At 46.3% G+C, this 25,578-nt stretch carries 25 protein-coding genes and 3 tRNA genes; 8 read left to right on the top strand and 20 right to left on the bottom strand.

Annotated features, from left to right (window positions below; genetic code table 11):
• Nucleotides 1-82: 82 nt before the first annotated feature.
• The 4 genes from ACE04G_RS07480 to ACE04G_RS07465 form a co-directional block, all read right to left on the bottom strand.
• Nucleotides 83-310 (bottom strand): cold-shock protein, encoded by a 228-nt coding sequence (locus tag ACE04G_RS07480; RefSeq protein WP_017691121.1) that lies wholly within the window; start codon nucleotides 308-310, stop codon nucleotides 83-85.
• Nucleotides 311-498: 188 nt separating this feature from the next.
• Nucleotides 499-699, bottom strand: a complete 201-nt coding sequence (locus tag ACE04G_RS07475; RefSeq protein WP_024633772.1) for a cold-shock protein — start codon at nucleotides 697-699, stop codon at nucleotides 499-501.
• Between the two features lie 395 nt (nucleotides 700-1,094).
• Nucleotides 1,095-1,331, bottom strand: coding sequence for a DUF6953 family protein (locus ACE04G_RS07470; protein ID WP_036607962.1), 237 nt, complete (start codon nucleotides 1,329-1,331; stop codon nucleotides 1,095-1,097).
• A gap of 150 nt (nucleotides 1,332-1,481) precedes the next feature.
• On the bottom strand, nucleotides 1,482-2,270 hold the full coding sequence (locus ACE04G_RS07465; protein ID WP_449003720.1) for a CPBP family intramembrane glutamic endopeptidase: 789 nt from the start codon (nucleotides 2,268-2,270) through the stop codon (nucleotides 1,482-1,484).
• Nucleotides 2,271-2,575: 305 nt separating this feature from the next.
• On the opposite strand from ACE04G_RS07465, the gene ACE04G_RS07460 reads away from it, so the two are divergent.
• Nucleotides 2,576-3,247: a phosphatase PAP2 family protein gene (locus ACE04G_RS07460; RefSeq protein WP_076329982.1), complete on the top strand. Its 672-nt coding sequence runs from the start codon at nucleotides 2,576-2,578 to the stop codon at nucleotides 3,245-3,247.
• A 133-nt stretch (nucleotides 3,248-3,380) separates the two neighbouring features.
• Here ACE04G_RS07460 and ACE04G_RS07455 read toward each other — a convergent pair whose 3' ends face one another.
• Nucleotides 3,381-4,160, bottom strand: coding sequence for a helix-turn-helix transcriptional regulator (locus ACE04G_RS07455; protein WP_036607966.1), 780 nt, complete (start codon nucleotides 4,158-4,160; stop codon nucleotides 3,381-3,383).
• Nucleotides 4,161-4,272: 112 nt separating this feature from the next.
• Between ACE04G_RS07455 and pyk the strand changes: the two genes are divergently transcribed.
• Nucleotides 4,273-5,688: a pyruvate kinase gene (gene pyk / locus ACE04G_RS07450; RefSeq protein ID WP_036607968.1), complete on the top strand. Its 1,416-nt coding sequence runs from the start codon at nucleotides 4,273-4,275 to the stop codon at nucleotides 5,686-5,688.
• 144 nt (nucleotides 5,689-5,832) lie between these two features.
• Here the strand turns inward: pyk and ACE04G_RS07445 are convergent, their stop codons facing one another.
• On the bottom strand, nucleotides 5,833-7,362 hold the full coding sequence (locus tag ACE04G_RS07445) for a methyl-accepting chemotaxis protein (RefSeq protein ID WP_449003719.1): 1,530 nt from the start codon (nucleotides 7,360-7,362) through the stop codon (nucleotides 5,833-5,835).
• A 178-nt stretch (nucleotides 7,363-7,540) separates the two neighbouring features.
• Nucleotides 7,541-7,990 (bottom strand): SRPBCC family protein, encoded by a 450-nt coding sequence (locus ACE04G_RS07440; protein ID WP_017691129.1) that lies wholly within the window; start codon nucleotides 7,988-7,990, stop codon nucleotides 7,541-7,543.
• A gap of 257 nt (nucleotides 7,991-8,247) precedes the next feature.
• On the opposite strand from ACE04G_RS07440, the gene ACE04G_RS07435 reads away from it, so the two are divergent.
• Both ACE04G_RS07435 and ACE04G_RS07430 read left to right on the top strand, forming a co-directional pair.
• Nucleotides 8,248-8,985 (top strand): WecB/TagA/CpsF family glycosyltransferase, encoded by a 738-nt coding sequence (locus ACE04G_RS07435; RefSeq protein WP_449003718.1) that lies wholly within the window; start codon nucleotides 8,248-8,250, stop codon nucleotides 8,983-8,985.
• 28 nt (nucleotides 8,986-9,013) lie between these two features.
• Nucleotides 9,014-9,853: a helix-turn-helix transcriptional regulator gene (locus ACE04G_RS07430; RefSeq protein WP_237178636.1), complete on the top strand. Its 840-nt coding sequence runs from the start codon at nucleotides 9,014-9,016 to the stop codon at nucleotides 9,851-9,853.
• A gap of 16 nt (nucleotides 9,854-9,869) precedes the next feature.
• Here the strand turns inward: ACE04G_RS07430 and ACE04G_RS07425 are convergent, their stop codons facing one another.
• Nucleotides 9,870-10,403 carry an MOSC domain-containing protein gene (locus ACE04G_RS07425; protein WP_449003717.1) on the bottom strand — a complete coding sequence of 178 codons (534 nt, stop codon included), beginning with the start codon at nucleotides 10,401-10,403 and terminating at the stop codon, nucleotides 9,870-9,872.
• A 266-nt stretch (nucleotides 10,404-10,669) separates the two neighbouring features.
• On the opposite strand from ACE04G_RS07425, the gene ACE04G_RS07420 reads away from it, so the two are divergent.
• From ACE04G_RS07420 to ACE04G_RS07410, 3 genes are all read left to right on the top strand, one after another.
• Nucleotides 10,670-11,026: a DUF1304 domain-containing protein gene (locus ACE04G_RS07420; RefSeq protein WP_036608019.1), complete on the top strand. Its 357-nt coding sequence runs from the start codon at nucleotides 10,670-10,672 to the stop codon at nucleotides 11,024-11,026.
• Between the two features lie 115 nt (nucleotides 11,027-11,141).
• The gene (locus ACE04G_RS07415) at nucleotides 11,142-11,942 is read left to right on the top strand and encodes a DUF4261 domain-containing protein (protein ID WP_486094313.1); all 801 of its coding nucleotides are present in this window, start codon (nucleotides 11,142-11,144) and stop codon (nucleotides 11,940-11,942) included.
• A gap of 260 nt (nucleotides 11,943-12,202) precedes the next feature.
• The gene (locus ACE04G_RS07410) at nucleotides 12,203-12,562 is read left to right on the top strand and encodes a hypothetical protein (protein ID WP_339181299.1); all 360 of its coding nucleotides are present in this window, start codon (nucleotides 12,203-12,205) and stop codon (nucleotides 12,560-12,562) included.
• Nucleotides 12,563-12,711: 149 nt separating this feature from the next.
• On the opposite strand, the gene ACE04G_RS07405 is transcribed toward ACE04G_RS07410, so the two are convergent.
• Entirely contained in the window at nucleotides 12,712-13,218 is a 507-nt protein-coding gene (locus tag ACE04G_RS07405; RefSeq protein WP_339181298.1) for a GNAT family N-acetyltransferase, read from the bottom strand.
• Nucleotides 13,215-13,742, bottom strand: coding sequence for a hypothetical protein (locus ACE04G_RS07400; RefSeq protein WP_405131218.1), 528 nt, complete (start codon nucleotides 13,740-13,742; stop codon nucleotides 13,215-13,217). Before ACE04G_RS07400 ends, ACE04G_RS07405 begins: the two co-directional genes overlap by 4 nt.
• A gap of 181 nt (nucleotides 13,743-13,923) precedes the next feature.
• On the opposite strand from ACE04G_RS07400, the gene ACE04G_RS07395 reads away from it, so the two are divergent.
• The gene (locus ACE04G_RS07395; protein ID WP_339181293.1) at nucleotides 13,924-15,900 is read left to right on the top strand and encodes a methyl-accepting chemotaxis protein; all 1,977 of its coding nucleotides are present in this window, start codon (nucleotides 13,924-13,926) and stop codon (nucleotides 15,898-15,900) included.
• Nucleotides 15,901-16,075: 175 nt separating this feature from the next.
• Here ACE04G_RS07395 and ACE04G_RS07390 read toward each other — a convergent pair whose 3' ends face one another.
• The 10 genes from ACE04G_RS07390 to ACE04G_RS07345 form a co-directional block, all read right to left on the bottom strand.
• Nucleotides 16,076-17,083, bottom strand: a complete 1,008-nt coding sequence (locus ACE04G_RS07390; RefSeq protein WP_339181291.1) for a LacI family DNA-binding transcriptional regulator — start codon at nucleotides 17,081-17,083, stop codon at nucleotides 16,076-16,078.
• 127 nt (nucleotides 17,084-17,210) lie between these two features.
• Nucleotides 17,211-18,017: a 5-deoxy-glucuronate isomerase gene (gene iolB / locus ACE04G_RS07385; RefSeq protein ID WP_221824325.1), complete on the bottom strand. Its 807-nt coding sequence runs from the start codon at nucleotides 18,015-18,017 to the stop codon at nucleotides 17,211-17,213.
• A gap of 109 nt (nucleotides 18,018-18,126) precedes the next feature.
• Nucleotides 18,127-19,179, bottom strand: coding sequence for an inositol 2-dehydrogenase (gene iolG / locus ACE04G_RS07380; RefSeq protein ID WP_307540588.1), 1,053 nt, complete (start codon nucleotides 19,177-19,179; stop codon nucleotides 18,127-18,129).
• A gap of 69 nt (nucleotides 19,180-19,248) precedes the next feature.
• Nucleotides 19,249-20,724, bottom strand: a complete 1,476-nt coding sequence (locus ACE04G_RS07375; protein WP_313771506.1) for a CoA-acylating methylmalonate-semialdehyde dehydrogenase — start codon at nucleotides 20,722-20,724, stop codon at nucleotides 19,249-19,251.
• Nucleotides 20,725-20,822: 98 nt separating this feature from the next.
• Nucleotides 20,823-21,833: a 5-dehydro-2-deoxygluconokinase gene (gene iolC / locus ACE04G_RS07370; RefSeq protein ID WP_047841171.1), complete on the bottom strand. Its 1,011-nt coding sequence runs from the start codon at nucleotides 21,831-21,833 to the stop codon at nucleotides 20,823-20,825.
• A gap of 199 nt (nucleotides 21,834-22,032) precedes the next feature.
• Nucleotides 22,033-22,935 (bottom strand): myo-inosose-2 dehydratase, encoded by a 903-nt coding sequence (gene iolE, locus ACE04G_RS07365; RefSeq protein WP_449003716.1) that lies wholly within the window; start codon nucleotides 22,933-22,935, stop codon nucleotides 22,033-22,035.
• A 53-nt stretch (nucleotides 22,936-22,988) separates the two neighbouring features.
• Nucleotides 22,989-24,854, bottom strand: coding sequence for a 3D-(3,5/4)-trihydroxycyclohexane-1,2-dione acylhydrolase (decyclizing) (gene iolD / locus ACE04G_RS07360; protein WP_449003715.1), 1,866 nt, complete (start codon nucleotides 24,852-24,854; stop codon nucleotides 22,989-22,991).
• A 391-nt stretch (nucleotides 24,855-25,245) separates the two neighbouring features.
• Nucleotides 25,246-25,316: transfer RNA gene (locus ACE04G_RS07355), tRNA-Gly, on the bottom strand.
• Between the two features lie 10 nt (nucleotides 25,317-25,326).
• Nucleotides 25,327-25,400, bottom strand: a tRNA-Pro gene (locus ACE04G_RS07350).
• 7 nt (nucleotides 25,401-25,407) lie between these two features.
• Nucleotides 25,408-25,486, bottom strand: a tRNA-Leu gene (locus ACE04G_RS07345).
• Nucleotides 25,487-25,578: the final 92 nt, after the last annotated feature.

Below are 25,578 nucleotides of genomic sequence, written 5' to 3'. Positions count from 1 at the left end.
TCATATTTAATACCCTTACCTTCGCACAGGGTGTCTATTTGATCTTAAAAAAAAACACCTCGTTAGAGGCGGGTAAGCTATGTTAAATCCGATTTCCTTTAGGCATCGTTTTCAGATTACTATTCGAATTCTCAAGCAATGGTAGCATCCTAGTCGTGCTGACCATCTCAGAAGCACATATCGGACAAGTAGGTACGTTATCAAACGCAAAATTGTCCCGCATCCATCCTTTGCACGTATCACTCGTACATTCCCAGATTGCCGCATCAGCTTGTGGAATCTCTTCCAACGGTTTTTTGCGATTATACATGACTTCTACCCCCTTTGTTATGGAAAAACATCTAACCGACGTTATTTCACAGAAGCCTACACTTAGCGGAAGTTTCACGTTCCACCGAACTCCTGCCTCGACAACTAATGGGCCGAATTTTATATAACTGATCAAAAAAAAGAAGCTGCCTTTACCATTATAACATGTTAAAGGCAGCTATGCTTTAATTACAGTTTTACAACTTCTTCTGCTTGAGGACCACGGTTTCCTTGTACAATTTTAAATTGCACGCGTTGACCTTCGTCCAGCGTTTTGAAGCCTTCGCCTGTAATAGCGCTGAAGTGTACGAATACATCTTCTCCGCCTTCAACTTCGATGAAACCGAAGCCTTTATCAGCGTTGAACCATTTTACTGTTCCGTTTTGCATGTGAATTACACCTCCAAATAAAGATTAACATGTTCCTTTGTTCTTTGCAGCAAGCAAATAAAAATTCACACATTGAAAAAGGTACCAGTCATAAACCTATAAGTGATCGCCCTTTACAATATATGAATTAGGTTTTCCACTCTCTACAACTTGTTTTTATTATAACTCCATTTCAGCCAAAAAGCAAATCTTTGTATTTTCTTTTCAAACAGCTTTGGAAATACATGTTATTAACACGCGTGGGGCCAGGGTTTATCACGCTTATGTGCCTGGTCGCTTGTGTACGGTCTTATGAAAGGATATGCAGATCTAATCCATCTTATACATTTTTTATATAATAATCTGACATGCATATCCAACACAGCCAACGAATCATCTTACTCCAGTATAACACACTATGTCCATGCCCACATAAATGCATCCCGATCCCAGGCGATCTGCCCACGATGAAGCTTTCTGAAAGCTTTCTTCACTTCTTTGGACAATGATGTATTGCCGTTCTCGTTCACAAAAACAAACTCTTCGCCAAAATGGGTCTTCACATATTCTATGGCAGCTTCCTGATGAAGTGTTCCTGTGAATTTAATCTCCTGTACCATCCATTCTGCTACACCTTGTGCTGTCTTCTCCACTATATCACCTACTGTTTAAACCTAATGTACGGATAGGCAGACCTCGTATCATGAACATATCTGTCTTCCCGCCAGACTGAAGTATACCATGATCCAACTGCTGACGGGAAACTGTATGATAACTACCTTCAAGCAATACCCCCAATACCATTAATGAACAACCGTATTCGCTTGTTCACTCCCTTTGGAAGGAATGGACGAATGTGTGCGATTGCTCCACACTAACCATGCACAGTAAGCAATCAGTACTGTCAGTATAAACAGATCGTAAGGAAGTGTCCCTGTGTCCTCCAGATCATTCCCTAGAAATTGAATCAGATTATGTATGAAATGAAACAATATAAGCGGTACGATATTTCCGTTCTTCAGCATCAATAATGCAAGTACAGCTCCCAAGAGCAGCGCATAGATCAATTGCATGATCGTATCCGTCATATCCTGACCAGACAATGCGTTCAGCAGATGTGTAATCGAAAACAAGATGCTGGAGGTCACAACTGCGGCCACTGCACTTTTTTGAAGCAATGTTTTGAAAATAAGTCCACGATAGATCGTTTCCTCTACAAAAGCTACGAGCAAGGTAAAAAAGATGAAAAAGGCTACCCGTGACAAGCTCAGCTCCCCAAACCCTTTCAGGGCAAGTGTACCCAGTACAAGGAGTAGTGGAATATAATACTTTGCATGGCCAGCTGGGATACTTCGCAAAGATCGGAAGCCAGTCTCTCCCCACTTGCGCCTTAACGTCAGATAGATCATCAGAACCATTGCGATGGGTGTAAAGGAAATGAGTACAGGGGAAGTGTAGTCCAGTTGTTTTATCGTTGCAATGGCCCCTGCAGCAAATACGGCTAACAGGAGAAGCAGCTCAATAATCACAACGGTGAGCACAGGTTTGCGCTCGGAAAAGGAATGTTTTGGCTTGGATTGCGGATTAATCATACATTCACCTACCTCGTTTCATTTTTGTTTTCCGTTGTCATAAGAACTTATATGCCAATATAGTTGTATCACATCATTCGCATATTGAATATTCCTATTATGGATAAAACTATAAAAGTAACAAAAAAGAGACTTATCCTGACTTCTTTTCACCTAAAATCAGGTATGGCTTATACCTTTATCTGTCCATTATAGTATTACAAGAGTTCAAAGCTGCAGGGGTGTGGCGACTCTTCAACGTCATATATCTATGAAGTACCCATTAACGATAGTTTCACAATGCATAATGAAATCAGGGGGATACTATGAAAGCATTCTTTCAGCGCTGGGGGCATTTACTGGCTATTCTGTGCATACCGCTCCAAGGCTCCATTTACGTTTTTTTAGGCAGCAACACCGGAAGTGATGTGTTCTACAATTATGCTTGGATTGACACACAGATTCCTTTTCTCAAAGAATTTATTTATCCGTACATTAGCTGGATGCCCATTCTGTATCTTGGATTTCTCTATTTGGGTCTGACGAACAAGTCGCTATTCTGGCGTACGTTGATTACCTATAATGTTGGTGTCATGGCTGCCAATGTCTGCTTTGCGGTGTTCCCTACCCATGTCCCACGACCGGAGATCGGCGGAACTGATCTGAGCAGTGTGTTAGTACAGTTTATCTATACCAATGATGCGCCCTTCAACTGTTTCCCAAGTGTTCATGTTCTGACCAGCTATTTGCTGTTTATTGTGATCAACAGACACTTGAACTTTAAACCTTTGGCTCGGATTTCTTGGTCGGTATGGCTGTGGTTGATTATTGCTTCAACGGTGTTTGTAAAACAGCATTCCTTGCTGGACATCGCTGGAGGCATTTTGTTTGCTGAGGCCGCGTATTGGACTGTACATGTCTTTGCTCTTCGTCTTGGGCAGGCACGAAAAAAAGGCAAGCAGCCACTCACAGCTTCTAATCCAAGCAGTCATGTATAACGACATTTATATATGTAACAGGCGGATGATGATCCTGCTATACAGCAAAAGAGGGCATAGGCCCTCTTTTTTTGTACTCATTTAATTAAACCTACTTATATAGAAGAACTTTATTTGGATTGGACTACGCGTTTCATGCTATAGGTGGACGTTCATGAAGAAGGTCAGACGGTGGACTTCCGGTTATACGTTTGAATATGCGGTAAAAATAAGACAGATCCCGGTAGCCGAGAAATTCGGCAATTTCCTGGATGGAGAGTTGCGACTCGGTGAGCAGATATATGGCTCGTTTCATCCGTTGATCATGGACATATTGACTGATGGTCTGATTTGTCATGCTTTTGAATAATGCAGCAGCATAATTGGGAGTTTTATTAATCTCGTCCCCGAGTTCTTCCTTCGTCACTTTCTCCCGATAATGCCGCTCAATATACCGCTTCATCCGTTCAACATGATTATGCCTCTCCGGCGGGATAACTCCACGATCAAGCTCCCTGTTCATATAAATCAACACTTCCATCAATAAGGCTTGGCTCATCATGACATAATAAGACGGACGCTCTTGCCATTGTTGATAAATAGCGCTCATGCGTTGATGGATCAGCTCATAACATCCAGGTTTATGCCGCAAAGCCTCATACCGTTCCAGTGCAGGCAGAGTTTCCGTATGGTCGCGTTGCAGTTGAATTACAATCTGTGTGTGCGTTACTGTAGGAATACTCTTGCCGTAATACGGGGTACCACCTGGAATGAGGAGCAATTCACCCTTCTCCATGATCTGTTTATCACCGTTCACCCAATATACACATTTTCCATAAGTAACCAAGCTAAGCCGCCAAGTTTCTTGAGATTGCACAGCTTCTTCGTACCAACCGACACCATTAATATGTCGTACTTCAAGTGGAGTGACCATAACACACCTCATTATCGGACTATACTCTAATCATTGTACTATAGTTCATACCCTGATTCGACAGAAAACGCTACAATACACATATAAGCTTAAATATGAGGAGGAAATTAGCATGTTAAAAACAAAAATTATTTGTACCATGGGACCTGCTTGTGACTCAATCGAATTGTTAAAAGTAATGATTCAGGAAGGTATGACCGTTGCCCGTCTGAACATGGCTCATGGCGAACTGGAAGATCACGTTACACGGATTAACAATATCCGCAAAGCAGCTTCCGAACTGAACACCTATATACCGATCATGATGGACATCAAAGGGCCGGAAGTACGTATCGGTAAACTGAAAGAAGCATCCTGCCATCTGCAAGCTGGTAAAGAGCTGATCCTGACTACCGAAGAAATTCTCGGTGACGCTGAGCGTATCTCTGTAAACTATCCGGAACTTAACCTCGTTGTGAAACCCGGCGATCGTATCCTCATCGATGATGGCCTTGTGGATCTGACGGTACTGTCTGTGGAAGGATCCGATATCCATTGTAAAATCATCAGTGGCGGCATTCTGAAACCACGCAAAGGGGTTAACTTGCCAGGAATCAAAACGACATTGCCAGGTGTAACCGAGCGTGACGTTATGCACATCGGATTTGGGATCGAAAACGATATCGAAATTATCGCAGCATCCTTTGTTCGTAAAGGTGATGACATCCGTGAAATCCGCAGCATTTTGAAAGAACGCGGTGTAGACCACGTACAGATCATCTCCAAAATCGAAAACCAGGAAGGTATGACTAACCTGGACGATATTATTGAAGCATCTGACGGCATCATGGTAGCTCGTGGAGATCTTGGGGTTGAAGTGCCGATCGAAGACGTACCTATGATGCAAAAAGAAATGATCGATAAATGTAACCGCGCTGGTAAACCGGTTATCGTAGCTACACACATGCTGGAGTCCATGCAAGTAAACCCACGCCCTACTCGTTCCGAAGTTAGTGACGTGGCAAACGCTGTACTTCAAGGTGCTGACGTTGTGATGTTGTCCGGTGAATCAGCTGCTGGTAAATATCCGGTACAATCCGTGCGCACGATGGCTGCTGTTGCTCGCCGTGCTGAAACAATGATCGATTACAAAGAGCAATTCGCACAAAAATCAGCTCAACAGATCGCTGATATTACTGAAGTTATCAGTCAGGGTGCTGTAAGTTCTTCCCTCGTACTGAATGCAAAAGCAATCATCACTTCGACTGAGAGTGGATTCACAGCACGCATGATCTCCAAATATCGTCCAAAAGCGCCAATCATCGCAGTTACACAACATGAAGAAGTATTGGCGAAAATCTGCCTGCTCTCCGGTGTTATTCCGGTTATGGGCGACAAAGTAACGACAACGGATGAAATGTTCGAATCGGCTACGCGTAACGCAATCAAAACAGGTTACATTGAAAAAGGTGACATCATTGTATTGTCCGCTGGTGTTCCAATCGGTCAATCCGGTAATACAAACCTGATCAAAGTTCAACAAGTTTAATTCAATAGCTGTAACTGAAGCTATACATCTTAGCTATATATAGAAAATACAAAAAATCCACCGAGAGCAGAAATGCATCCCGGTGGATTTTTTGTTGATGATGTGTGCCAATGATTCTGATGTTACAAATAGACGGCTTCGAGATTATAGATTCCGCGAGTAATCAACCAGATCCTGTGACATGGTATTAATCTCATCCATTGAAGCATTCACCTGCTGTGTCAGGGCAGCCTGATTTTGCGTTAACGTGGACATATTACCGATATGTTCAAGAATCTGATCAATCAGTGTTTTCATCTTCTGCATGCTATCTTCGATATTTACTGTGGCCTCTGAACTGTGATCAGCCAATTTCCGCACTTCACCTGCAACGACGCCAAATCCCAGTCCCAGCTCTCCCGCTCGTGCAGCTTCAATTGCTGCATTCAACCCCAGCAGATTCGTCTGACTGGCAATCTCTCGAATAAACACGGTGATATTCTTCGTATCATCTGCACTGCTCTTCACTTGAATAGCTGCATCGGCAGATAACTCCTGTGCAGTAACCAGATCCTGTGCCTGATCGGTAATCGAGTTGATTCCACGTACCATCTCGCCAATGGACTCTGACAATTGTTTTGTTTTCAGATTCATGGCTTCCACGATCTGTTCCTTATTCTTCTCATGGGTGACATCTCGAATGGTTCCAGCTACACGGAGTGGTACTCCATCCTGATCCCTAATGGTCTCCCCACCCGCGTGATACCACCGATACTCCCCGTCTTTGCGCTGCAGACGATAATCCAGATCGTACGGTGTACGACCACTGTAATCGTTCATATGTCTGGCAAATTCGTTGATCGTCCGATCATGGTCTTCCGGATGAAGTCGGCTGCTCCAGCTGTTGAACACATTCGGGAAATCCTGCTCGTCTTTAAACCCTAATTCTTTACGGAACTGGGGTGACCACCAGAATTCGTTATTTGGATTAACCACATCTCCAGCCACGACGGTCATATCCCACGGTGCCTCCACCAATGCGCGGTTAACCAGATCATATCGGGCGACGAGTGCTTCCAGCTCATCCGACTTGCTCTTCTCCTCATGAATATCAAACATGATACCCAGAAGTTTGACCGGAACTCCAGCCTGATTTCGGATGACTTGTCCGAGGCATCGGAACCAGCGAATTTCTCCACTTTTAGTAATCATACGGCTGATGACGTTATAGGCAGTTGTTGCTCTTATGTCATTCACATGTTTCATAATCTCCTGCACCAGTTGGGGTCTGTCATCCGGATATATCGATTTGGCCCAGCTTGCAAATGAATCGGGATAATCCTTGGCATTATGGAAGCCTAACATTTGGCGGAATTCATTCGAAAATGCGACGATATTATTGTTATCCAGTGGATCACCAGCAACAATTTCAGATTCCCATAATCCCACATGCATCGCCTGATTCAGCATTCTAAGGCGCATTTCCACGTCTTCGTTTTGAGCTTTCATCATATGTACTGCTTTTTTGATATTACTAGCTATTTCATCGGTATCCTGAAACTCAATGCCATCTTCGATCCATGCGTCATAGTCGCCCTTTTCTGCGTTTGCTATCAGTTTACGACTATACTCCAGTAAATTCTGATGCGCATCTATACGAAGGTGTTTGGTCGATTCAGTACGTTTACGAAACATGCTCATTTCTCCTCTTAGCTCATATGATATATATTTCGACATTATCAGACATTAAGTGTAGAGCAATGGTCTTAATTTTGTATAAAAACAAGAACCAGCACTGAATCAGCACTGGTTCTTATATTAATTGCCCTTTATCTTTTATGAAAATAAATCTTAAATGTCTACCTCTTACCAGCTACCACCCAAAATTCAGTGTTTTCCCCGTCTCCACCCAAGTTTTGATGCTGCTTAGAATCATCCACCAGCTGCTCTGTGCATTCGCAATGGAAGGATGGTTATCTGTAAACTGATCATTGATCAGCGTCAGCTTCGTACACTCACCAACCGTTTCCAACTGGAAGACCACTCTGGATTGAAGCTCGGCATGATTCGCATGGTAAGACGGTCCCGGATGCTCCTGATAGCTAAGTCTGGACAGCGGTTCAAATTCCAATATATCTCCATACACATGGACCGTCTCCGCACCATCATTACCTGGCCCTACATAAGCAAACGGCTGACCTGGTTGGAAATTGGTACGAAGTTCACTGCCGAAAAAGCTGTTTCGTGTGCCGTCTGGTGATATTAGAGCATTCCACACCTCTTCCAGTCCTGCATTGATATAGAATTCATATTTCAGTTCCATGGACTCACTCCCTTTATGTATTGGATACGCGATCTGCCAAGCTCGCACTCCTATCCTATCGTTATACCCCAAAGGCCGTATTGTAAAAACGCGACAACAGGTAAAATATAAGCTCTTTATGTTTTCGGGAATGTTATACCATGATCCAAACGGATCGAGTCCATATAGTGCTTTCCCAGAAGATCAGATATACTAAATTGGAATGAAATAACAGGACTGTTCAAGATGATACGACTAATTAAGAAAGGAAATGAGATATGAGCGAATCAACCAATATCATGGGCATCCCTTTTCCCAATGTAACGATGAATCAAACGGTTGCAATCCTTGGTGAAGTTGTAGATCAGGAAAGCAATGAACTATTCCATGTCATCACAGGCAATCCCGAGATTGTTATGTCCTGTCAAAAGAATGCCTCTCTTCGCGAGGTTGTCGATCAAGCCGGGTTGGTCACGGCTGACGGTGCCGGCATTGTGATGGTATCCCGTTTTCGGGGCGGACAATTAACTGAACGAGTAACCGGTTGTGATCTGCTGTTTCGTTTATTGGAGGAAGGTGATCGAGAACACTGGTCATTCTACCTGCTGGGAGCAGAGGAAAGCGTAAGTGAACAGGCAGTAAAAGTCATAGCACACCGTTACCCCGGAGTTATCTTAAAAGGTAGACACCATGGTTATTTCCAGGCAGATGAGGAACAACAGATTGTGGAAGAGATTCGTACTACTCAACCAGACTTTCTTATCGTGGCTCTTGGCGCCCCCCATGCGGAACACTGGATTAACAAGTATCGTCACCAGTTGAACGCTCGTGTAGCCATAGGTGTTGGAGGCAGTCTCGATATCGTGGCTGGCAAAACCAAACGTGCCCCTGCGATATGGCAGAAGCTTAACCTGGAATGGCTCTATCGCCTCCTCAGTCAACCTTCGAGATGGCGCAGGCAACTCATTTTACCCCGTTTTGCTGTGCGGGCATTGTTGTTCAGAGAACCTAAATAATGTGAGATGAGCAGGAGGGATGATTCGGATGAAACAGGTAGAACAAGGAGACAGACCAAGTATGGGCCTGTTGAATCTGAATGAAGGTGACCATAAATATCAACTGACACGCCATGCTCCTTCCGAAGTACTTCGGCCTTTTGTTAAACATTACTGGATCGTATCGTGGGACCTGACTGGATCTGAACCGTATCCCCAACATGTCGTGCCTAACCCTTGTGTCAATCTGATTGTGGAACAGAACAATACGTTTTTCTTCGGACCATCGGGACGAAAATTCTCCTATCTTGTGAGCGGGAAAGGTCGTGTGTTTGGCGTGAAGTTCAACCCAGGAGGGTTTTATCCCTTCCTCAGGGTTCCTGTTTCTTCATTCTACGGACAACCGATGAATGTATCCAATATTCTGGACGTCACAGCGGAGTCCTTGGAAGACCGGCTTCTTGGGGCGGGAGATGATGCGGATAAAACCAGTTACATCGACCAGCTATTATGTGCACACCTTCCTGCTGAAGATGCTCAAGCGAGAATGGTTAACGATATTGTGCAACAGATTGAACAGAACCGAGAGATGCTGAGAGTGGATGATCTGTCTTCTTCTTGGAATATGCATACCCGAAAGCTTCAACGCCTGTTCAATCAGTATGTGGGCATTGGACCCAAAACCGTAATTAAGTTGTATCGTCTGCAAAATGCTGCAGAATGGATGGACCGGGGTCTTCACTGTGACCTGATTAAACTATCTCAGGATCTTGGATATCATGATCAATCCCATTTCATCCGAGATTTCAAGTCCATTATTGGCAGTACACCAGAGGAATACTTACACTCTAGACATCCGCATGGTGAGCGCCGAGGGCTGATCAATTAAAAACCTGTCCTGAAAATCAGGACAGGTGAATGACTTCTATGGTATCCCCCGTGTGAATTACACCTTCCCGTTCAACCGAGCATACAATCCCACGTTTTTTGCGAGCCGCAGGCACGAATTTTTTGCGCAAACCGTCCTGTTCATAGAATTGTTCAATCATTTTCCCCGGATGTACACAGGGAAGGTTCTCCCCTTCACATATTAACCCTGTCCCGTTTGGAAATAGGAGCCGCGTTCCAGCAGGCAGTTCCGTCAATCGATCAATGCCACGGACCATTATATTGGCACCAAGCCACTCTGGACGCACTTCAGGAATGTTCATTTTCTCAGCAATAAGAGCACATTCTTCCTCGGAAACAATACTGATCTGGCGGCGATTCGCAATCGGTGTACCGCGCTTGTAGATTTTCTGACGTGAGTCCGCCGGACGAAGCAGACCATAATGACGGTCACCCGGAATTCCTGCAAGCTCAATGTCGATAAAAGGTACAACTCGGGTCACAAATGTGGATGGATCATCAGCCAACAAGACGAATTGAACCGTTCCCATAGTAATCTCCTCCCTTTCCTGAGCAATATCACTTCTTTATTGTTCAATATTACCCAATGAATGGATTGTCGACAATCGGCGTATGCTTAGCTTTGTAACCATTTTTTAATTTCAACATCATAACTCAACTGGAAAACGATAAATAATTTAAGTAATACGCAATTAAATTGTTACAAATTAAATTTGCTCTTTCCGTTCTTGTTACAAACATTTATACTAGGATGGACAAGTAAATAAATTACATATCAGAAAGCAAGGTGTTTCCTTTGATTAGTATCATTTTTGTAGCTCTTGTAGCTGTCGAACACTTCTATATCATGGTGATGGAGATGTTTATGTGGACTCGTCCACGCACAATGAAAACCTTTAATCTCACGCCGGAATTCGCCAAATCCACCAAATCTCTCGCGGCCAATCAAGGTCTTTACAATGGATTTCTTGCGGCAGGTCTGATCTGGGGACTCGTATATCCGGATGCTGCCGTTGGACAGCATATTCAGATTTTCTTCCTGGCGTGTGTGATTATTGCGGCTCTTTATGGAGGAGCTACTTCTTCGCGGTCGATCATTATCAAACAAGGTTTGCCTGCGATCATTGCATTGTTGCTCGTTCTGTTCCTGTAATTTCTGTCGAATGGTGCATTGCTTCGATTCATGTTAACTCCTTTATGGTAAGGTAGTGAATAGATAGCAGTGTACAATGACCAGAATCGTTCTGGAATTGGAAGGAGAACATGTCATGGGATTGTTTGACAAGCTTCGGCGGCGCAAAAAGGAGAAGGTACCTGCAGGTGGTGCTGTCGAATCGACGAATTACAGTGAAACCATCGTGGGTTTTGTCCTGCTGGAGCGTGACGATTGTGATTTTGACCTTTTCATCAGGAACATGAAGAACGAATGGGATATCGAGATTGAAGAACGGCCGGAGGAGGGCAATCTCTTTTTTGAGGTGAATGAGATGCAGGTGGTATGTGCTCACATTGCCGCGCCTGTACCTGACCGTGAAGTTGAGGAGAATGCCAAGCTAAACATCCTTTGGCGAGAAGCGGAGCAAGTTACCTCACGGCACCAGTCTCAGATTATTGTCTCTGTTCTGAACGCAACAAATGCTATTGATGGACATGTTCTGTTCACTCAAACAGCAAGTGCCTTATTACAGTTGGATCACGCGTTGGCCATATACATGGCCCCACTTGTTGTTGAAGCCAGTCAGTATGTCGAAACCAGTCGTGGGATCAAAGATGATGAGTTGCCCGTCTCGCTCTGGATTTTCATCGGATTATTCCAAAATGCCGAAGGCGCTTCAGCTTACACTTACGGACTACGTAACTTTGGTAAAGAAGAGATGGAGATTATGCAATCGTCTGAGTCTTTAAGCGATGTATTTGAGATGATGTTCATAACCACAACGTATGTGGTTGAGAACGACGTCACACTGCATGACGGGGAAACACTTGGTTTCTCGGAAGAACAAAAGCTGAGCATTTCCCTTTCCAAAGGTGCAACTACGGAAGGCAACAGTTTGAAGATTGGCTTCTAACTTACGCAGGAATTTCAATTTATCATGTTACAATCATAGAAGCCATCTGGAGTTCATCCTCTGGATGGCTTTTAGCTATCCAGCCATACTCCCAATGACGATGTGATAACAATCCCTGAATTTAACTTCCCTAGGAATAAGTAGTCCATAAGAACCACTATATTATGAATTCAGTTTTCATTCTCGCTATAAAAAGGTATAATTAATAGGCTTATAGTCTCATATATTACATATTATTTTATTATCGAGGAGTTGCCTACATGTCTGTTAGACGTTTGGATTCAACTAAACCTATTATTGAAATTATCTGGGAAGGTATTGTTTCTCCTGAACATGTCGAACAAGCGAATACAGAAATCAAGAGAATAGCGGAACAATTGGGAAATTCGTTTGATGTGCTAGTAGATATGCGGAATATGAAGGCTTTCCCTCAGGATACCAAAGAAAAAATTGTGGAGCATCAGAAATTACTGACACAGTGGGGGATGAAGCGAGCCAGTGTAGCGGTAGGTGGTGCAATCGCCAAAATGCAATTGAATCGGATTTCCAAAGAATCGGCGCACCAAACTGAATTTCAATGGGAAACGTATGATGAGGCTTTGGCATTTTTGTTGAAATAATATTGAAGTGATACGGACTAAGTATAATAAGAGAGATACCGATGCTGTACATGGCACACAGAAAGAGGCGTTCCCCATGAGGAAGCGCCTTTTCTTTTGCAGTTCCACTTTGCTTACTCAGTTATGCCAGTGATCCGAACGCTCATCATTTAAGATTCAAGTTTACTTACACGCACCATCGTTACCGATGTACCATTTAGGGACTCCTCCACGAATCCTAACCGCTTATATAAGCGAATCGCTTGGTTATCCGGGTCAACACTAAGCGAGACTGCTTCAATTCCCCGCCGTTCAACCTCATCTAATGCGGTCTGAAGCAGTAAGGTACCTACTCCTTTCCCACGTGCATCTTCCGTTACAGCCATTCCCATCTCTGGCGTAGCTGCATTCACATAACCGTATCCCGCATTCTGATCCGCATAGAATCGTAATGTTATTGAACCTAGTCTCTTGCCCTGCTGGTCTACCGCAACATACCCGAAATCCCCTTCTCTTCCCCAGTCTTCAACGTATTTGGATAGCTCAGGCGTATGTATACTTTCGAGTTGGAGAGGTTCATCACCTTCTCGTGTATGCAGGGATGCGTATAACATCTCCCACAGAAAGGGGATATCCTGTTCCTCAATCGAACGCACATGATAGTTGGTCTTGTTCATGTTTGCTCCTCCTTCAGCTTTCCAAAAAGGCGGTCCATCTCATTCAGATTAAACTCATTGGTAATCTCGTAGTCTTCAAGTTCGTCTCTCGTTTTCGCCTCATTGTAGATGGAGATAGACTTTTCATTATAAAACGTCAGTTCAAATCCATCGGTAAAGCGACCTTCTTTATTAATGGTAAGTCGCCATTCATAATAATATGGATTCCTTTCGGAAACGTCGAATTCCCGTACTCTTTTAAGTCGAATATCCTTTAATAGCTTCAGCATGTCTCTAATCTCATTGGGATCTGTAATCGTCACTTCATTATCTTCATTATACGGATCTGCACTTGAAATCTTCCTAATTGTCAGTCGATCCAATCGATCCAGCATGCTCATATGATCTGTAACCTCTGCTCGAAACGTCGTATGTTTGCTGGGGATATACTTAGTATATTGACCAGAGGTATACATACGCACTGCAATAGCTACGACAACAATAATCGTGACGGTACCTATAATCATCTTGATTCTATTTTTCACAGTCTAACCTCCCCCTAGAAATTGAGACCTTACATATTATATATCAAATAAAACTCGTTTTGTGTTCGTTATTCTTCCACATTTTAGTATTTGGTCTCGCCTAAGGATTAAATATTATTTGACGATATATATAATAAGCTTCAAACATACTAACACATTCATGACATCTAGGGGGAAAAGTATGAAGTTAAAACTCAAATTGATGTTAGCCTTCTTCGTCACTGTTCTGCTTACAGCTGGCGCGCTCGCACCACTTGGTTTGGTTCAAACGGAAAACCAAGCTTCTCAGAGTGTGAACAACAAACTAGAAGGATTAATATCTACCGCAACATTTCAGTTGGACGGCTGGTTACACGGAAACGAGAAATTAGTGGAAACACTAGGCCTTGTAATTCAGGAGGCTGTTTCATCTTCTGATCTTAATGAAGATTATCTGTCCATCATGTATAAGGGCACCAACCCTAACAACTTAGAGGACATATTTTACGGAAATAAGGAAGGACAGTTTATAAATGGTTCTGACTTCGTCCCAGATAAAGATTATGATCCCAGGGATCGTTCTTGGTATAAAGAGGCTCTACAAGCAGACAAGCTGATTTTTACTGACCCTTACATCGACAACAAATCCAAACAATTTACGGTGTCTATAGCCATGCCAGTAAAGACAGAAAACGGTGCAATACGGGGAGTGGTTGCTTCTGATATTCTACTTTCCAAGTTAACCGATACAGTCAACCAAATTAACCTGGATGGACTAGGCTACACTTTTATGCTCGACAAAAAGGGAGTTATTTTAGCTCATCCCGAGGCTGATCTTGCAAGTACTTCAGCCGCAGACAACGATCAATTGGGACCGTTGCTTGCAGAGATGAAAACGCATCCTTCAGGACAAAGATCATTCCAATATAACGGAGAAAATCTGCTCCTCTACTTCAAACAAATTCCAAGTACTGGTTGGATTATCGGATCAGTCATATCTGAGAAACTCGCCTATGCGGACTATTATGAATTGCGCAATAACTACATTCTCATTATCGCCATTACATTATTGGTTGTACTGGCAGGTGCCTATTGGATCGCAACACTCTTCATCAAGCCACTGAGAAATCTCCATGAGACCTCCCGCCAAATGTCGAGTGGTGATTTTACAGGAAAGGTGCAGATCAAAGGCAAAGATGAATTCGCTGAACTAGGTATGGCATTCAATCAGATGTCCGATCAGCTTAGCTCGCTGTTCAGGCAAGTAACGGCTTCTGCTGATCGCGTACAAAGTATCTCGGGTGAGATGCAGGAGCATACAGATAAAACCAAACGCATCGCTGAGCAGATCTCCATTGCCACTGATGAACTCGCTCAAGGTTCCAGTACACAGGCTGAATCCGTGTATGATGGCTCAAGCCGTCTGTCTGAGATGAGTGATAGTGTTGGTGGTATCAATCGCAGTGTCGAGCAGTCCGTAACGATGATGCGTGAGGCAGGAGAAGCCATGCTAGCTGGGCTACAAGCGGTAGATCATCAGGTGGAGCTTTCGGATGGTAACCGCCAATCGATTGACCGTGTGGGTGAATCAATCAATCTACTCGCAGACAAATCACAGAAGATTGAAAGCATCGTCAGCATGATTCAAGGTATTGCCTCCCAGACTAACCTGCTCGCACTGAACGCTTCGATTGAAGCCGCCAGAGCGGGTGAACATGGACGTGGATTTGCGGTGGTTGCCGAGGAAGTGCGCAAACTGGCTGAACAATCCGCCGGCTCTTCTCAGGACATCATCGTGTTGCTGAATGAAATCCAGGCGGCTAGCCACCAAAGCGTGAGCGAGGTCGATTCTGCTGAACATGGTATTGAGCAACAGGTTGCTGCCGTACATGAGATGCGCGACTCATTTATGCGAATCAAGCAATCTATTGAAGGCATTGACACTCAGCTTCAACAAGTATCGTCTGCAACAACCGAATTGGATAACAGTTCTGGCAAGATTGCTGAAGTGATCTCCAGTGTTGCGGCCATGTCCGAACAGAGCGCCGCTTCCACCGAAGAGGTTGCCTCTTCAACGCAAGAACAGTTCAATTATATTACGAGTATCTCGGAACGCTCCAATGAACTGGCTCAACAAGCTAATACGCTCGCTGAAGAAGTGAAAAAGTTCAAGATATAAATCAACAAGCCGCGTTCTCCCATAAGGTGAATGCGGCTTGTTTGTTACTTGGTTATATTGCTTTATCACCGATTTGGAATGAGGCAAAACGATAAACCTTATCCCGAGCCATGAATATGACACACGTAGGCTTGGCATCACAACTGATCAGGTTATACCAGAAACCTAATTGTTTTCAGCTCAATACATGACCTGCTGATTCTCGGATAACCAGCTCAGGCTTCAGGACAATCTTCTGCGGTTCTTTACGCTTATCCTTTAATTCTTCAATTAACAGATCTACAGCGCGATGTCCCAGTTCTTCAATTGGCTGGGCAACGGTTGTAAGCGGCGGACTCGTCACCGAAGCCAGAATCGTATTATCAAATCCGATAATGGACACATCCTCTGGCACGCGTAGCCCCAGTTCTTTGGCAGCCTGAAGAGCACCGATGGCCTGGATGTCATTACAACAGAACAAACCTGTCGGGTGATCCTTCTCACCGAGCAGCAGTAGCGCCTCTTTTTTGGCCGAGCTCAGGTCAGCCGCCGATTCTCTGATCTGATTCGGTTCCAGCGTATGACCTGCCTTATTCAATGTTTCGCGGAATCCACGCACACGTTCCTGACTACTGCTGACTTTGGACGGTTCCGACAGCACTGCTACACGAGTATGCCCAAGTTCAAGCAGATGCTGCGCTGCGAGCGTGCCGCCAAGCAAGTCGTCAATGGTGACTGTATGCACCGACAGTGAGGGCAAATGGCGAGCAATCAAAGCGACAGGGATGGACTGCTGCAAGAGGGGTGACAAAATTTCGGCATTATCGATTCCGGTTCCGATCATCATGCCATCGACCCTTTTTTGCTGGAGCAGATTCAGATAACGCTCTACTCGCTCGTCCTTATTATCCGTACTGCAGATGACCACGCTGTAACCCAATTGACGGCTTCGATCCTCCACCGCTCTGGCGAGTTCTGCGAAATACGGGTTTGAGATGTCCGGTACGAGCAGTCCCAATGTATACGTCTGCTTACCTGTAAGTGCAGCTGCGATCGCACTGGGTTGATAGTGAAGGCGTTCCATGATCTCCATAATCTCGGCGCGCCGCTTCTCACTGATCTTGCCTTTGCCATTAATGACCTGCGAGACGGTTGCAATGGATACACCCGCCTCGCGTGCTATATCGTATATGGTTGCTTTCATTGTTTTTTCCCCATTTGTGCTATATATAAATTTCGTTATACATAGATAATTGTTCTCTTCTCATTATGCAGGGGGAAGTCTGCATACGCAACTTGAAGCCAGCACAATGTGCGTAGCATGAACTGTTTTACTTTTTCATCAACCACTCATGGTCAGGATCGTTATGGAATTTCCAGGTCCGGGTTGGTCCAGCCATCACGTTCAGATAGTAGACCTCATACCCCGGAGGAGCGCCTACCGGATGATATCCGTCCGGAACAAGCACCACTTCTCCGTTCTTCACTGCTAGCGTCTCATCCACAGAACGATCATCCGTGTATATGCGCTGAATGGCAAACCCCTGCTCAGGCTGCACACGGAAATAATACGTTTCTTCCAGCAAAGATTCATCCGGGAGTGCATCCCGATCATGCTTATGTGGCGGGTAACTGGACCAGTGCCCATCTGGTGTAAACACCTCAACAACGAGCAAACTGTCTGCTTCCTTCTGTTCTGGCAAAATGTTGTGAATCTGGCGTTCCAGATTGCCATACCCTCTCGCCTCTACCCCTACATCTTCGGGTGCAATGAGACGAGCTGGATACGTGCCTTTACCGGGTGCAACACATATAGCGACTTCCAGTTCGGTACGTGCTGTGATCTGCACTTGATCGGAAGTTGAGACGTAGACCGAGTACGGAGGTATTTTCTCGAAAACACTCATTCTTTTCCCGATGTTATCCCATGTGTGCTCCCGGGTACTTACATTGGCGAAACCACTGAGAAGCACCACACAGAGTTCCTGATCACCGCTCTCACGGGTTAGTGTCTCCCCCTCTGCCAGCTTCGCTACCTGAAAGCCAACATATTCCCACCCAGCCGACTCCGGTGTTACGTTTATAAGTGTACCGTCTCCCTCCGGGTTGACCACGGGTTTCACAATACGTTCTGACATCTTGCCATCCACTCCTTTCTGTAGTCGTCCATAACAACCTGATATTTATAAAAACAAAAACTTGGACTATTCATGCCCTCTATTAGAAAAAAATGACTTTAATCATCCACTATGGCATTGCCGTTTGCGATTCCAGTGACATCCCAGGAACTTCACTCAGCTTTACAGGTCTTCCCCGCTCCATGGACAGTTTTGCTGCCAGCGCAATTCGTTCTGCCTGTACTGCATCGTGGCCATCTACGATAACCGCTGTATCATGGAGGATTGCATCGATAAAGAGAGCTGTCTCCTGTACATATGCTTCATTGTAGCGTTCCAGGAAAAAGTGTAACGGTTTGTCGCGCATGAGCCCGGCCGCTGTACTGATCTCAGCCGTATTCGGATGATCATTCGCCGCTGCGGCGCTGCCCATCGAGCCAAACACTTCAACACGCTGGTCATACCCGTATACAGCCTGACGACTGTTATCAATGACACCAATCGCTCCATTGGCAAACGTCATCGTTACAATCGCTGTATCCACGTCACCATGCTCTGCAAAGACCGGATTGATCAGCACGTTGCCCTGAGCGTACACTTCTTCCACTTCACTCCCGGACAGATACCGAGCCATGTCAAAATCGTGGATCATCATGTCCATGAAGATCCCGCCAGATACCCGGATATACTCTGCAGGCGGTGGACTCGGGTCACGAGAAGTAATTTTGATAATATGCGGATCACCAATCGTACCATCCTGCACATGTGCACGTATCCGTCTGAAGTTGTGATCGAAGCGGCGGTTAAATCCAATTTGCAGCTTCACGCCAGCCTTCTGAACTGCCGCTACAGCCGCTTGGGTCTGTGCCAGATCCATGCTAACCGGCTTCTCGCAGAAGATGTGTTTGCCCGCCTGAGCGGCCTGTTCGATCAGCGGCACATGTGTATCTGTTGAAGAACAGATCAGTACCGCGTCTACATTAGGCATCGAGATCAACTGGCTGCTATCCGTTGTTACAACAGGGATGCCACGGTCGGAGGCCCAAGCCTCCAATTCAGGACCTGCAAACAAGTCACTGATTCCCACAATCTCGGCATGCGGGTTGCGCAGGAGATTGTCTGCATGAATTTTGCCGATCCGTCCAGCACCGATGATGCCAATTCTTACTTTGTCCTTGCCCATTCCGTTATCCTCCCTATGTGCGTCCATATGAGCTGGGCGTTCCCCTTAGCCCGAGTGATGCTCTGGTTGTTACCAGCGCGCCGTTACCATCTTCTTGCGAGTGTAGAATTCAACACCATCCGTGCCATTGGCGTGAAGATCACCGTAGAAGGACTTCTTCCAGCCCGAAAACGGGAAGAATGCCATTGGCGCAGGTACGCCCAGGTTAATTCCCAACATGCCCGCATCAATCGTTTCACGGAATTGACGCATACTCGCCCCGCTGCGGGTGAACAGACACGCACCGTTGGCAAAGTCGGAACGGTTCGCCAGCTCAACGGCTTCCTCCAGCGTAGACACTCTTGCTACCGAGAGTACTGGAGCAAAGATCTCATCCTGCCAGATTTTCATATTGCTCTCAACTTGGTCGAATACCGTGGGCCCTACAAAATAACCGGATTCACTTGTTGCCTGATCTTTGCGTCCATCCCGGATCAAAGCCGCGCCTTCCTGCTCTCCGGCTTCAATGTAACTGAGTGTGCGCTCTTTATGTGGTCCACGGATGACAGGTCCGAGGAACACGCCCTCATCCATACCGTTACCGATGGTAATGCGGTCTGCTGCTTCCACCAGCTTTTGTACCAGTTCGTCAGCCACATCACCCACAGCCACAACAACCGCACATGCCATGCAGCGTTCCCCTGCTGAACCAAAAGCTGCACTCGTAATCTCTTTCACCGTCAGATCGAGATCGGCGTCCGGCATAACGATGGAGTGATTTTTGGCACCAGCCAGTGCCTGTACCCGTTTGCCATGCTTGGATGCAGTGGTGTAGACGTATTCAGCTACAGGTTGTGAGCCGACAAAGGAGATCGCTTGAACATCCTTATGTTCCAGCAACCCGTTCACAACATCATGCGAACCGTGAACAATGTTGAGCACGCCGTCCGGAAGCCCTGCTTCCTTGAACAGCTCTGCCAAGCGGCCTGCCAGCAGCGGTGTACGCTCGGATGGCTTCAGAACAAAGGTGTTACCACACGCAATAGCAAGCGGGAACATCCAGCACGGCACCATCATCGGGAAGTTGAAAGGGGTAATTCCCCCAATAACACCGATCGGGTAGCGATACATGCCCGACTCCAGCCCTGTAGCGATGTCAGGCAGTTGTTTGCCCATCATCAGATTCGGGGCACCTGCCGCGAACTCGACGCATTCAATGCCACGTAATACCTCGCCGTACGCTTCGGCATAACTTTTACCGTTCTCCAGTGTCACCAGGCGAGCGAGCTCTTCCCAATGTTCAACCAGCAACTGCTGGTAGCGGAACAGAATACGTGCACGGCGTGGAACCGGTGTGCTGCTCCAGGATTTGAACGCTTCTCGTGCTGTCTGAACCGCCAGATCCACGTCCGCTTGTTCGGACAGTGGCACATGTGCAATAACCTCTTCTGTAGCCGGATTCACCACTGGCTCCGTACGAGTTGACACTGGGGTTACCCAGGCACCTCCGATCCAGTTTTGTACCATTGTCGCTGTTGCAGACGCTTCAGAAATTCCTTTTCCCATAGCCCTGTCTCCCTTCGCTTATGTGTGATCCCTTATGTTCAACATGTTCATTGTTATAGATCTGTATGAGTGTGTTATTCAAAGTATTGCAACGAGCTTCAAGACACGGTGATCTCGCCCCGATTGCAACGTTCAATGTAGTCATTTACCTGTTCGACCGTTGGCATTGCATCCGAACAGCTGTGGCTTGAAATAACGATACTTGCTGCGCCACTGCCATAGGCCATGCTGCGCTCAATCGTCCAACCCTGCATCAATCCATACAGGAACCCGGCTGCGTAGGAGTCGCCTGCACCAAACGTTTTTACAACTTTTGCCGGGTAGCTATCCGCACGGTGGGAAAGCCCTTCACGCGTATAAGCAATGGACCCTTCCTTGCCGTGTTTGATTACAACGATGTTGGCTGAGAAATCAAACCATTTCTGTGCAGTTACCTGATCGCTATGATCCGGATTATGGTCGAATGTCTCCATCATGTCGAACTCCTCACGTGTGCCCAGGATGATATCGCATTTCTCGGCTGCAAGGTTGTAATAGACCGCTGTCTCTTCATCTGATGTCCAGGTGTATGGGCGATAGTCCAGATCAAACACAATAACTGTGCCATGTTTTTTCGCATACGTTAGTGCCTGTAATACAGCTTCACGGGATGGGCTTTGCGCGAGGGCTGTGCCTGAGATTAGCAGCACTTTGGAGTCAGCAATCAACTGCTCTTGTACTTCTTGCGCTTGTAATAACAGATCCGCTACATTGTCCCGGTACATCAGGATACTGCAATCCGTTGGGCTTTTGATTTCGGTAAAAGCAAGCCCTGTCACCGCTCCGGTGTCATCTGTAACTACATTCGATGTGTCGATGCCGTTCTTCTCCAAATAACTCTGGATGAATCTGCCCATCTGGTCACCCGCGATCTTACCGATAAAAGCCGTCTCCATACCTAGTCTGGACATGCCAATCGTAATATTGGCCGGAGAGCCGCCAACATACTTCGTAAACGTCATCGTCTCTTCCATCGGGCGATTGATCTCATTGGCGTTCAAGTCGATGCACAAGCGGCCAATCGCGGTGAAATCCTTCTTCCTGGATACCGGAAAGGATACGTAAGTCATTGCATGTGAGCCCCTTTCTATAGTGGGATTTTCCATGTTGTATATCGATATCTAGACTAGTTACTCATTCCATCGTAAGAACTCGTAAACGGCTAGAGTAAGTCAGTTTTATTTCCCAATCGTAACGTTATACTCTTGCTGGCCTTCTTCCTTTTTCGCTTCATAGGTGTGGCCTCTGACCGCTGCAATGCTAAACGAATCAGCTGTGTTGATATAACGACTCCATATAGTTCAAAGATCGCTTCGCATACTCATATGGGTTATGAATCGCAGGGTCCTGCTCTCCTTCAAGCATCGCCCAGCCATCGTACCCTCGTGTGATCAGTTCTTGCAGAATTGGTGCAAAATCAATGCATCCATCCCCTGGTACAGTGAACACTCCTCTACGAATACAGCCGACAAAGTCAGAGTGCTCCGCGCGTGCTTCAGCCAGCACATGCGGGCGGATATCTTTCAGATGGATATAGGCGATCCGATCATAATGTTTGCGCAGCAGCTCAAGTGGATCGGCTCCGCCATAGTAGGCATGACCAGTATCATAGAGCAGATACACGAGAGAAGGGTCTGTCAGCTCCATCAATCGATCAATCTCATCCGGTTGCTCTACCACTGTGCCTCCATGATGATGGTACGTAAGCTTCAAACCGTGTTCACGGGCGATAGCTCCTGCTTCGTTCAACCCTTCAGCGAGGATATGCCATTCAGGTTCGCTGAGTCTGAGCACTTCTTTTTCATTCGGAGTTCGTCTTGGATCAAAATGAAGTGACCCGCCTACCTCCGCCGTACTGATCACCTTACTGCCCATGGATTGCAGAAACTCCGCATGTCTGCGATAACTGTCCAGCTCCGACTGACGATACGCCGGATCGGAGAGAAGTACCGATTTCCACTGGGAGACCAGCTTGATATTCCTCTTACTCAATTCCTCACGCAATATAGCAGGATCGGTTGGATATTTACGCCCCATCTCTGTACCTGTCAGCCCAAGACGCTGAATGTCATCCAGAATCTGTGCACACGTTGTCGCGTCACCATGCTCTTTCACATCTTCACCGACCCAATTGATCGGATGAATCCCAAGCTGGAATGGCAGCTTGCTCATTGCTCCACGTCTCCTTTGTCGTTCAACATTGTGGTTCACTATATTAAACTGGATTAAATCGGTCTTGCTTTAGCACGGTTGGCTTGCATGGTGTGATGAGCATGAACTACCTTTTCTTCGGCAGATACCTCAGGTACACCCACATTCCACCATGACTCGTATCCACCTGCGTTGGTTCCAGGCACGACCGGAATCTCAATCAAAGTACTCACTGTTTCGTTCTTCGCATCTCGGAGTGCCTGTTCCAGCTGTTCTGCCGTCTCCGCTCTATAGGATTTGGCTCCCATACTTCGGGCGTGTGCAGCAAAGTCCATTGGCATGTAATCCCCGGTCAGTCTTCCACTCTCGGATTCCCGATAACGGAACTCATTACCGAACCCGTCACTACCATGTTCTCGTTGCAAATTATGAATACACTGGAATCCATTGTTGTTGAATAATAGAACAGTCATCTTCTTCTGTTCCTGCAAACTGGTCACAAACTCCGAATGCAGCATCAGATAACTGCCATCACCGACCATGGCATACACTTCCCGATCCGGCTCCGCAAGTGTTGCTCCGAACGCTCCGCTTACCTCGTACCCCATACAGGAGAACCCATACTCCATGTGGTATGTCTTTGGTTCAGACGCACGCCACAGACGATGTAGATCACCCGGCAGACTACCTGCCGCACACACGATGACGGAAGATGGATCAATGGTCCGGTTAACCACGCCAACTGCTGTAGTCTGTGCCAGCCCTGCTTCATGTTGAGCTGCATACAGACGATCCACTTCTGCATTCCACTCAGCGCGGAGATCAGCGACTTGAGATGCACCATATGCACTTCGGTATTGTCTTTCCTGCAATTCCTTTTGCAAAGCCTGCAATCCTTCGCGTGCATCTGCCAGAATGGCTTCCCCGCCTAGCTTGGCTGCATCCATGCTGTTCAAGTTGATGTTGATGAATGAAGCTTCCGGATGTTGAAAAGCAGAGCGGGACGCCGTCGTGAAATCCGAGAACCGCGTACCGACGCCGATCACCACATCCGCTTCTCTCGCCAGCCTATTGGCTGCCAGAGAGCCGGTAACCCCGATGGCCCCCACATTCAGTGGGTGGTCCCAAGAGACTGCGCTCTTGCCCGCCTGCGTCTCGGCGATCGGAATACCAAATGCCTCGGCGAACTCCACGAGCTGGGCGGATGCCTCAGAGTACAACACACCGCCGCCTGCAACGAGCAGCGGCTTTCTGCCTCGGGCAATCTGCTCCGTTGCCCGTTCAATGGCTGCCTGTACCGGAGGGCGACGATCCAAATAATGTACTTTGCGGGCAAAGAACGATTCTGGATAATCGTACGCCTCTGCCTGCACATCCTGCGGCAGTGCGAGCGTTACTGCTCCCGTCTCTGCTGGATCGGTTAGCACACGCATCGCCTGTGTAACAGCAATCATCAGCTGTTCGGGACGAACAATGCGATCCCAGTACTTGCTGACGGCTTTGAATGGATCAGTGGCTGAGATTGTATAATCACTGCTCACTTCCAGCTGCTGAAGTACCGGGTCCGGTTCCCGTGTAGCAAAGTTATCTCCAGGAAGCAATAAAACCGGAATCCGGTTCACCGTTGCAGTAGCTGCGGCTGTAATCATATTCAAAGCGCCAGGTCCAATGGATGTTGTACATGCATAGATCTGTCTACGATTCTTCTGCTTGGCATAAGCCGCTGCCGTATGCACCATGCCTTGTTCGTTCTTGCCTTGCATATACGTCAGGCTTCCCGGGCTGCGCTCCAGCGCTTCTCCAATGCCTGTTACATTGCCATGTCCAAAAATACCGATGATTCCCTTCACAAACTTGGTTTCCACCCCGTCAACCGAGATATATTGCTGATCCAGGTATCGAAGCAGTGCCTGAGCCATCGTCAGTCGAATTGTTTTCATGAATTGATCGCCGTCCTTTCCTTTACGGGTTAAGCGCTTAATCTACGTTAAGTTTAAGCGCTTAACCCGTAAAGGTTAAGCGCTTAATTGATATGGTATTACAGGTTAATGATTTACGCAAGCTATTTTTGTAAGCGTTTTTATGAAATGCGGTAAAGGAAAGATATTCTTGTGTTCGAACATGCACTAGACCTTCTCTGTTTGAACACTTCCACAATGACTAAGAACAGACTTAAAAGGGGGGAAATATATCATGAGGATGGGATACATGCTGGTACATGCTAATCAGCCATATAATCCGTGATCTTTGTATACAATTATGATCAATATGCCTGTGAATGCAAAAAAAAGAAAGAGACGGTGAATACCATCTCTTTCTTATCAATATTTAAGCGGGTGATGGGAATCGAACCCACGCTATTAGCTTGGAAGGCTAAAGTTCTACCATTGAACTACACCCGCATAACAACAATCGGGATGACACGATTTGAACATGCGACCCCCTGGTCCCAAACCAGGTGCTCTACCAAGCTGAGCTACATCCCGTTATCTATACCGGCGAGAGGACTCGAACCTCCACGGTTTCCCACTCGATTTTGAGTCGAGCGCGTCTGCCATTCCGCCACGCCGGCAAAATATGAAGTTATAATGGCGCGCCCTGAGAGATTCGAACTCCCGGCCTTTTGATTCGTAGTCAAACGCTCTATCCAGCTGAGCTAAGGGC

The sequence above is a fragment of the Paenibacillus sp. AGC31 genome (genome assembly GCF_057334655.1).
This window is presented reverse-complemented; position numbering and strand designations above follow the sequence as displayed.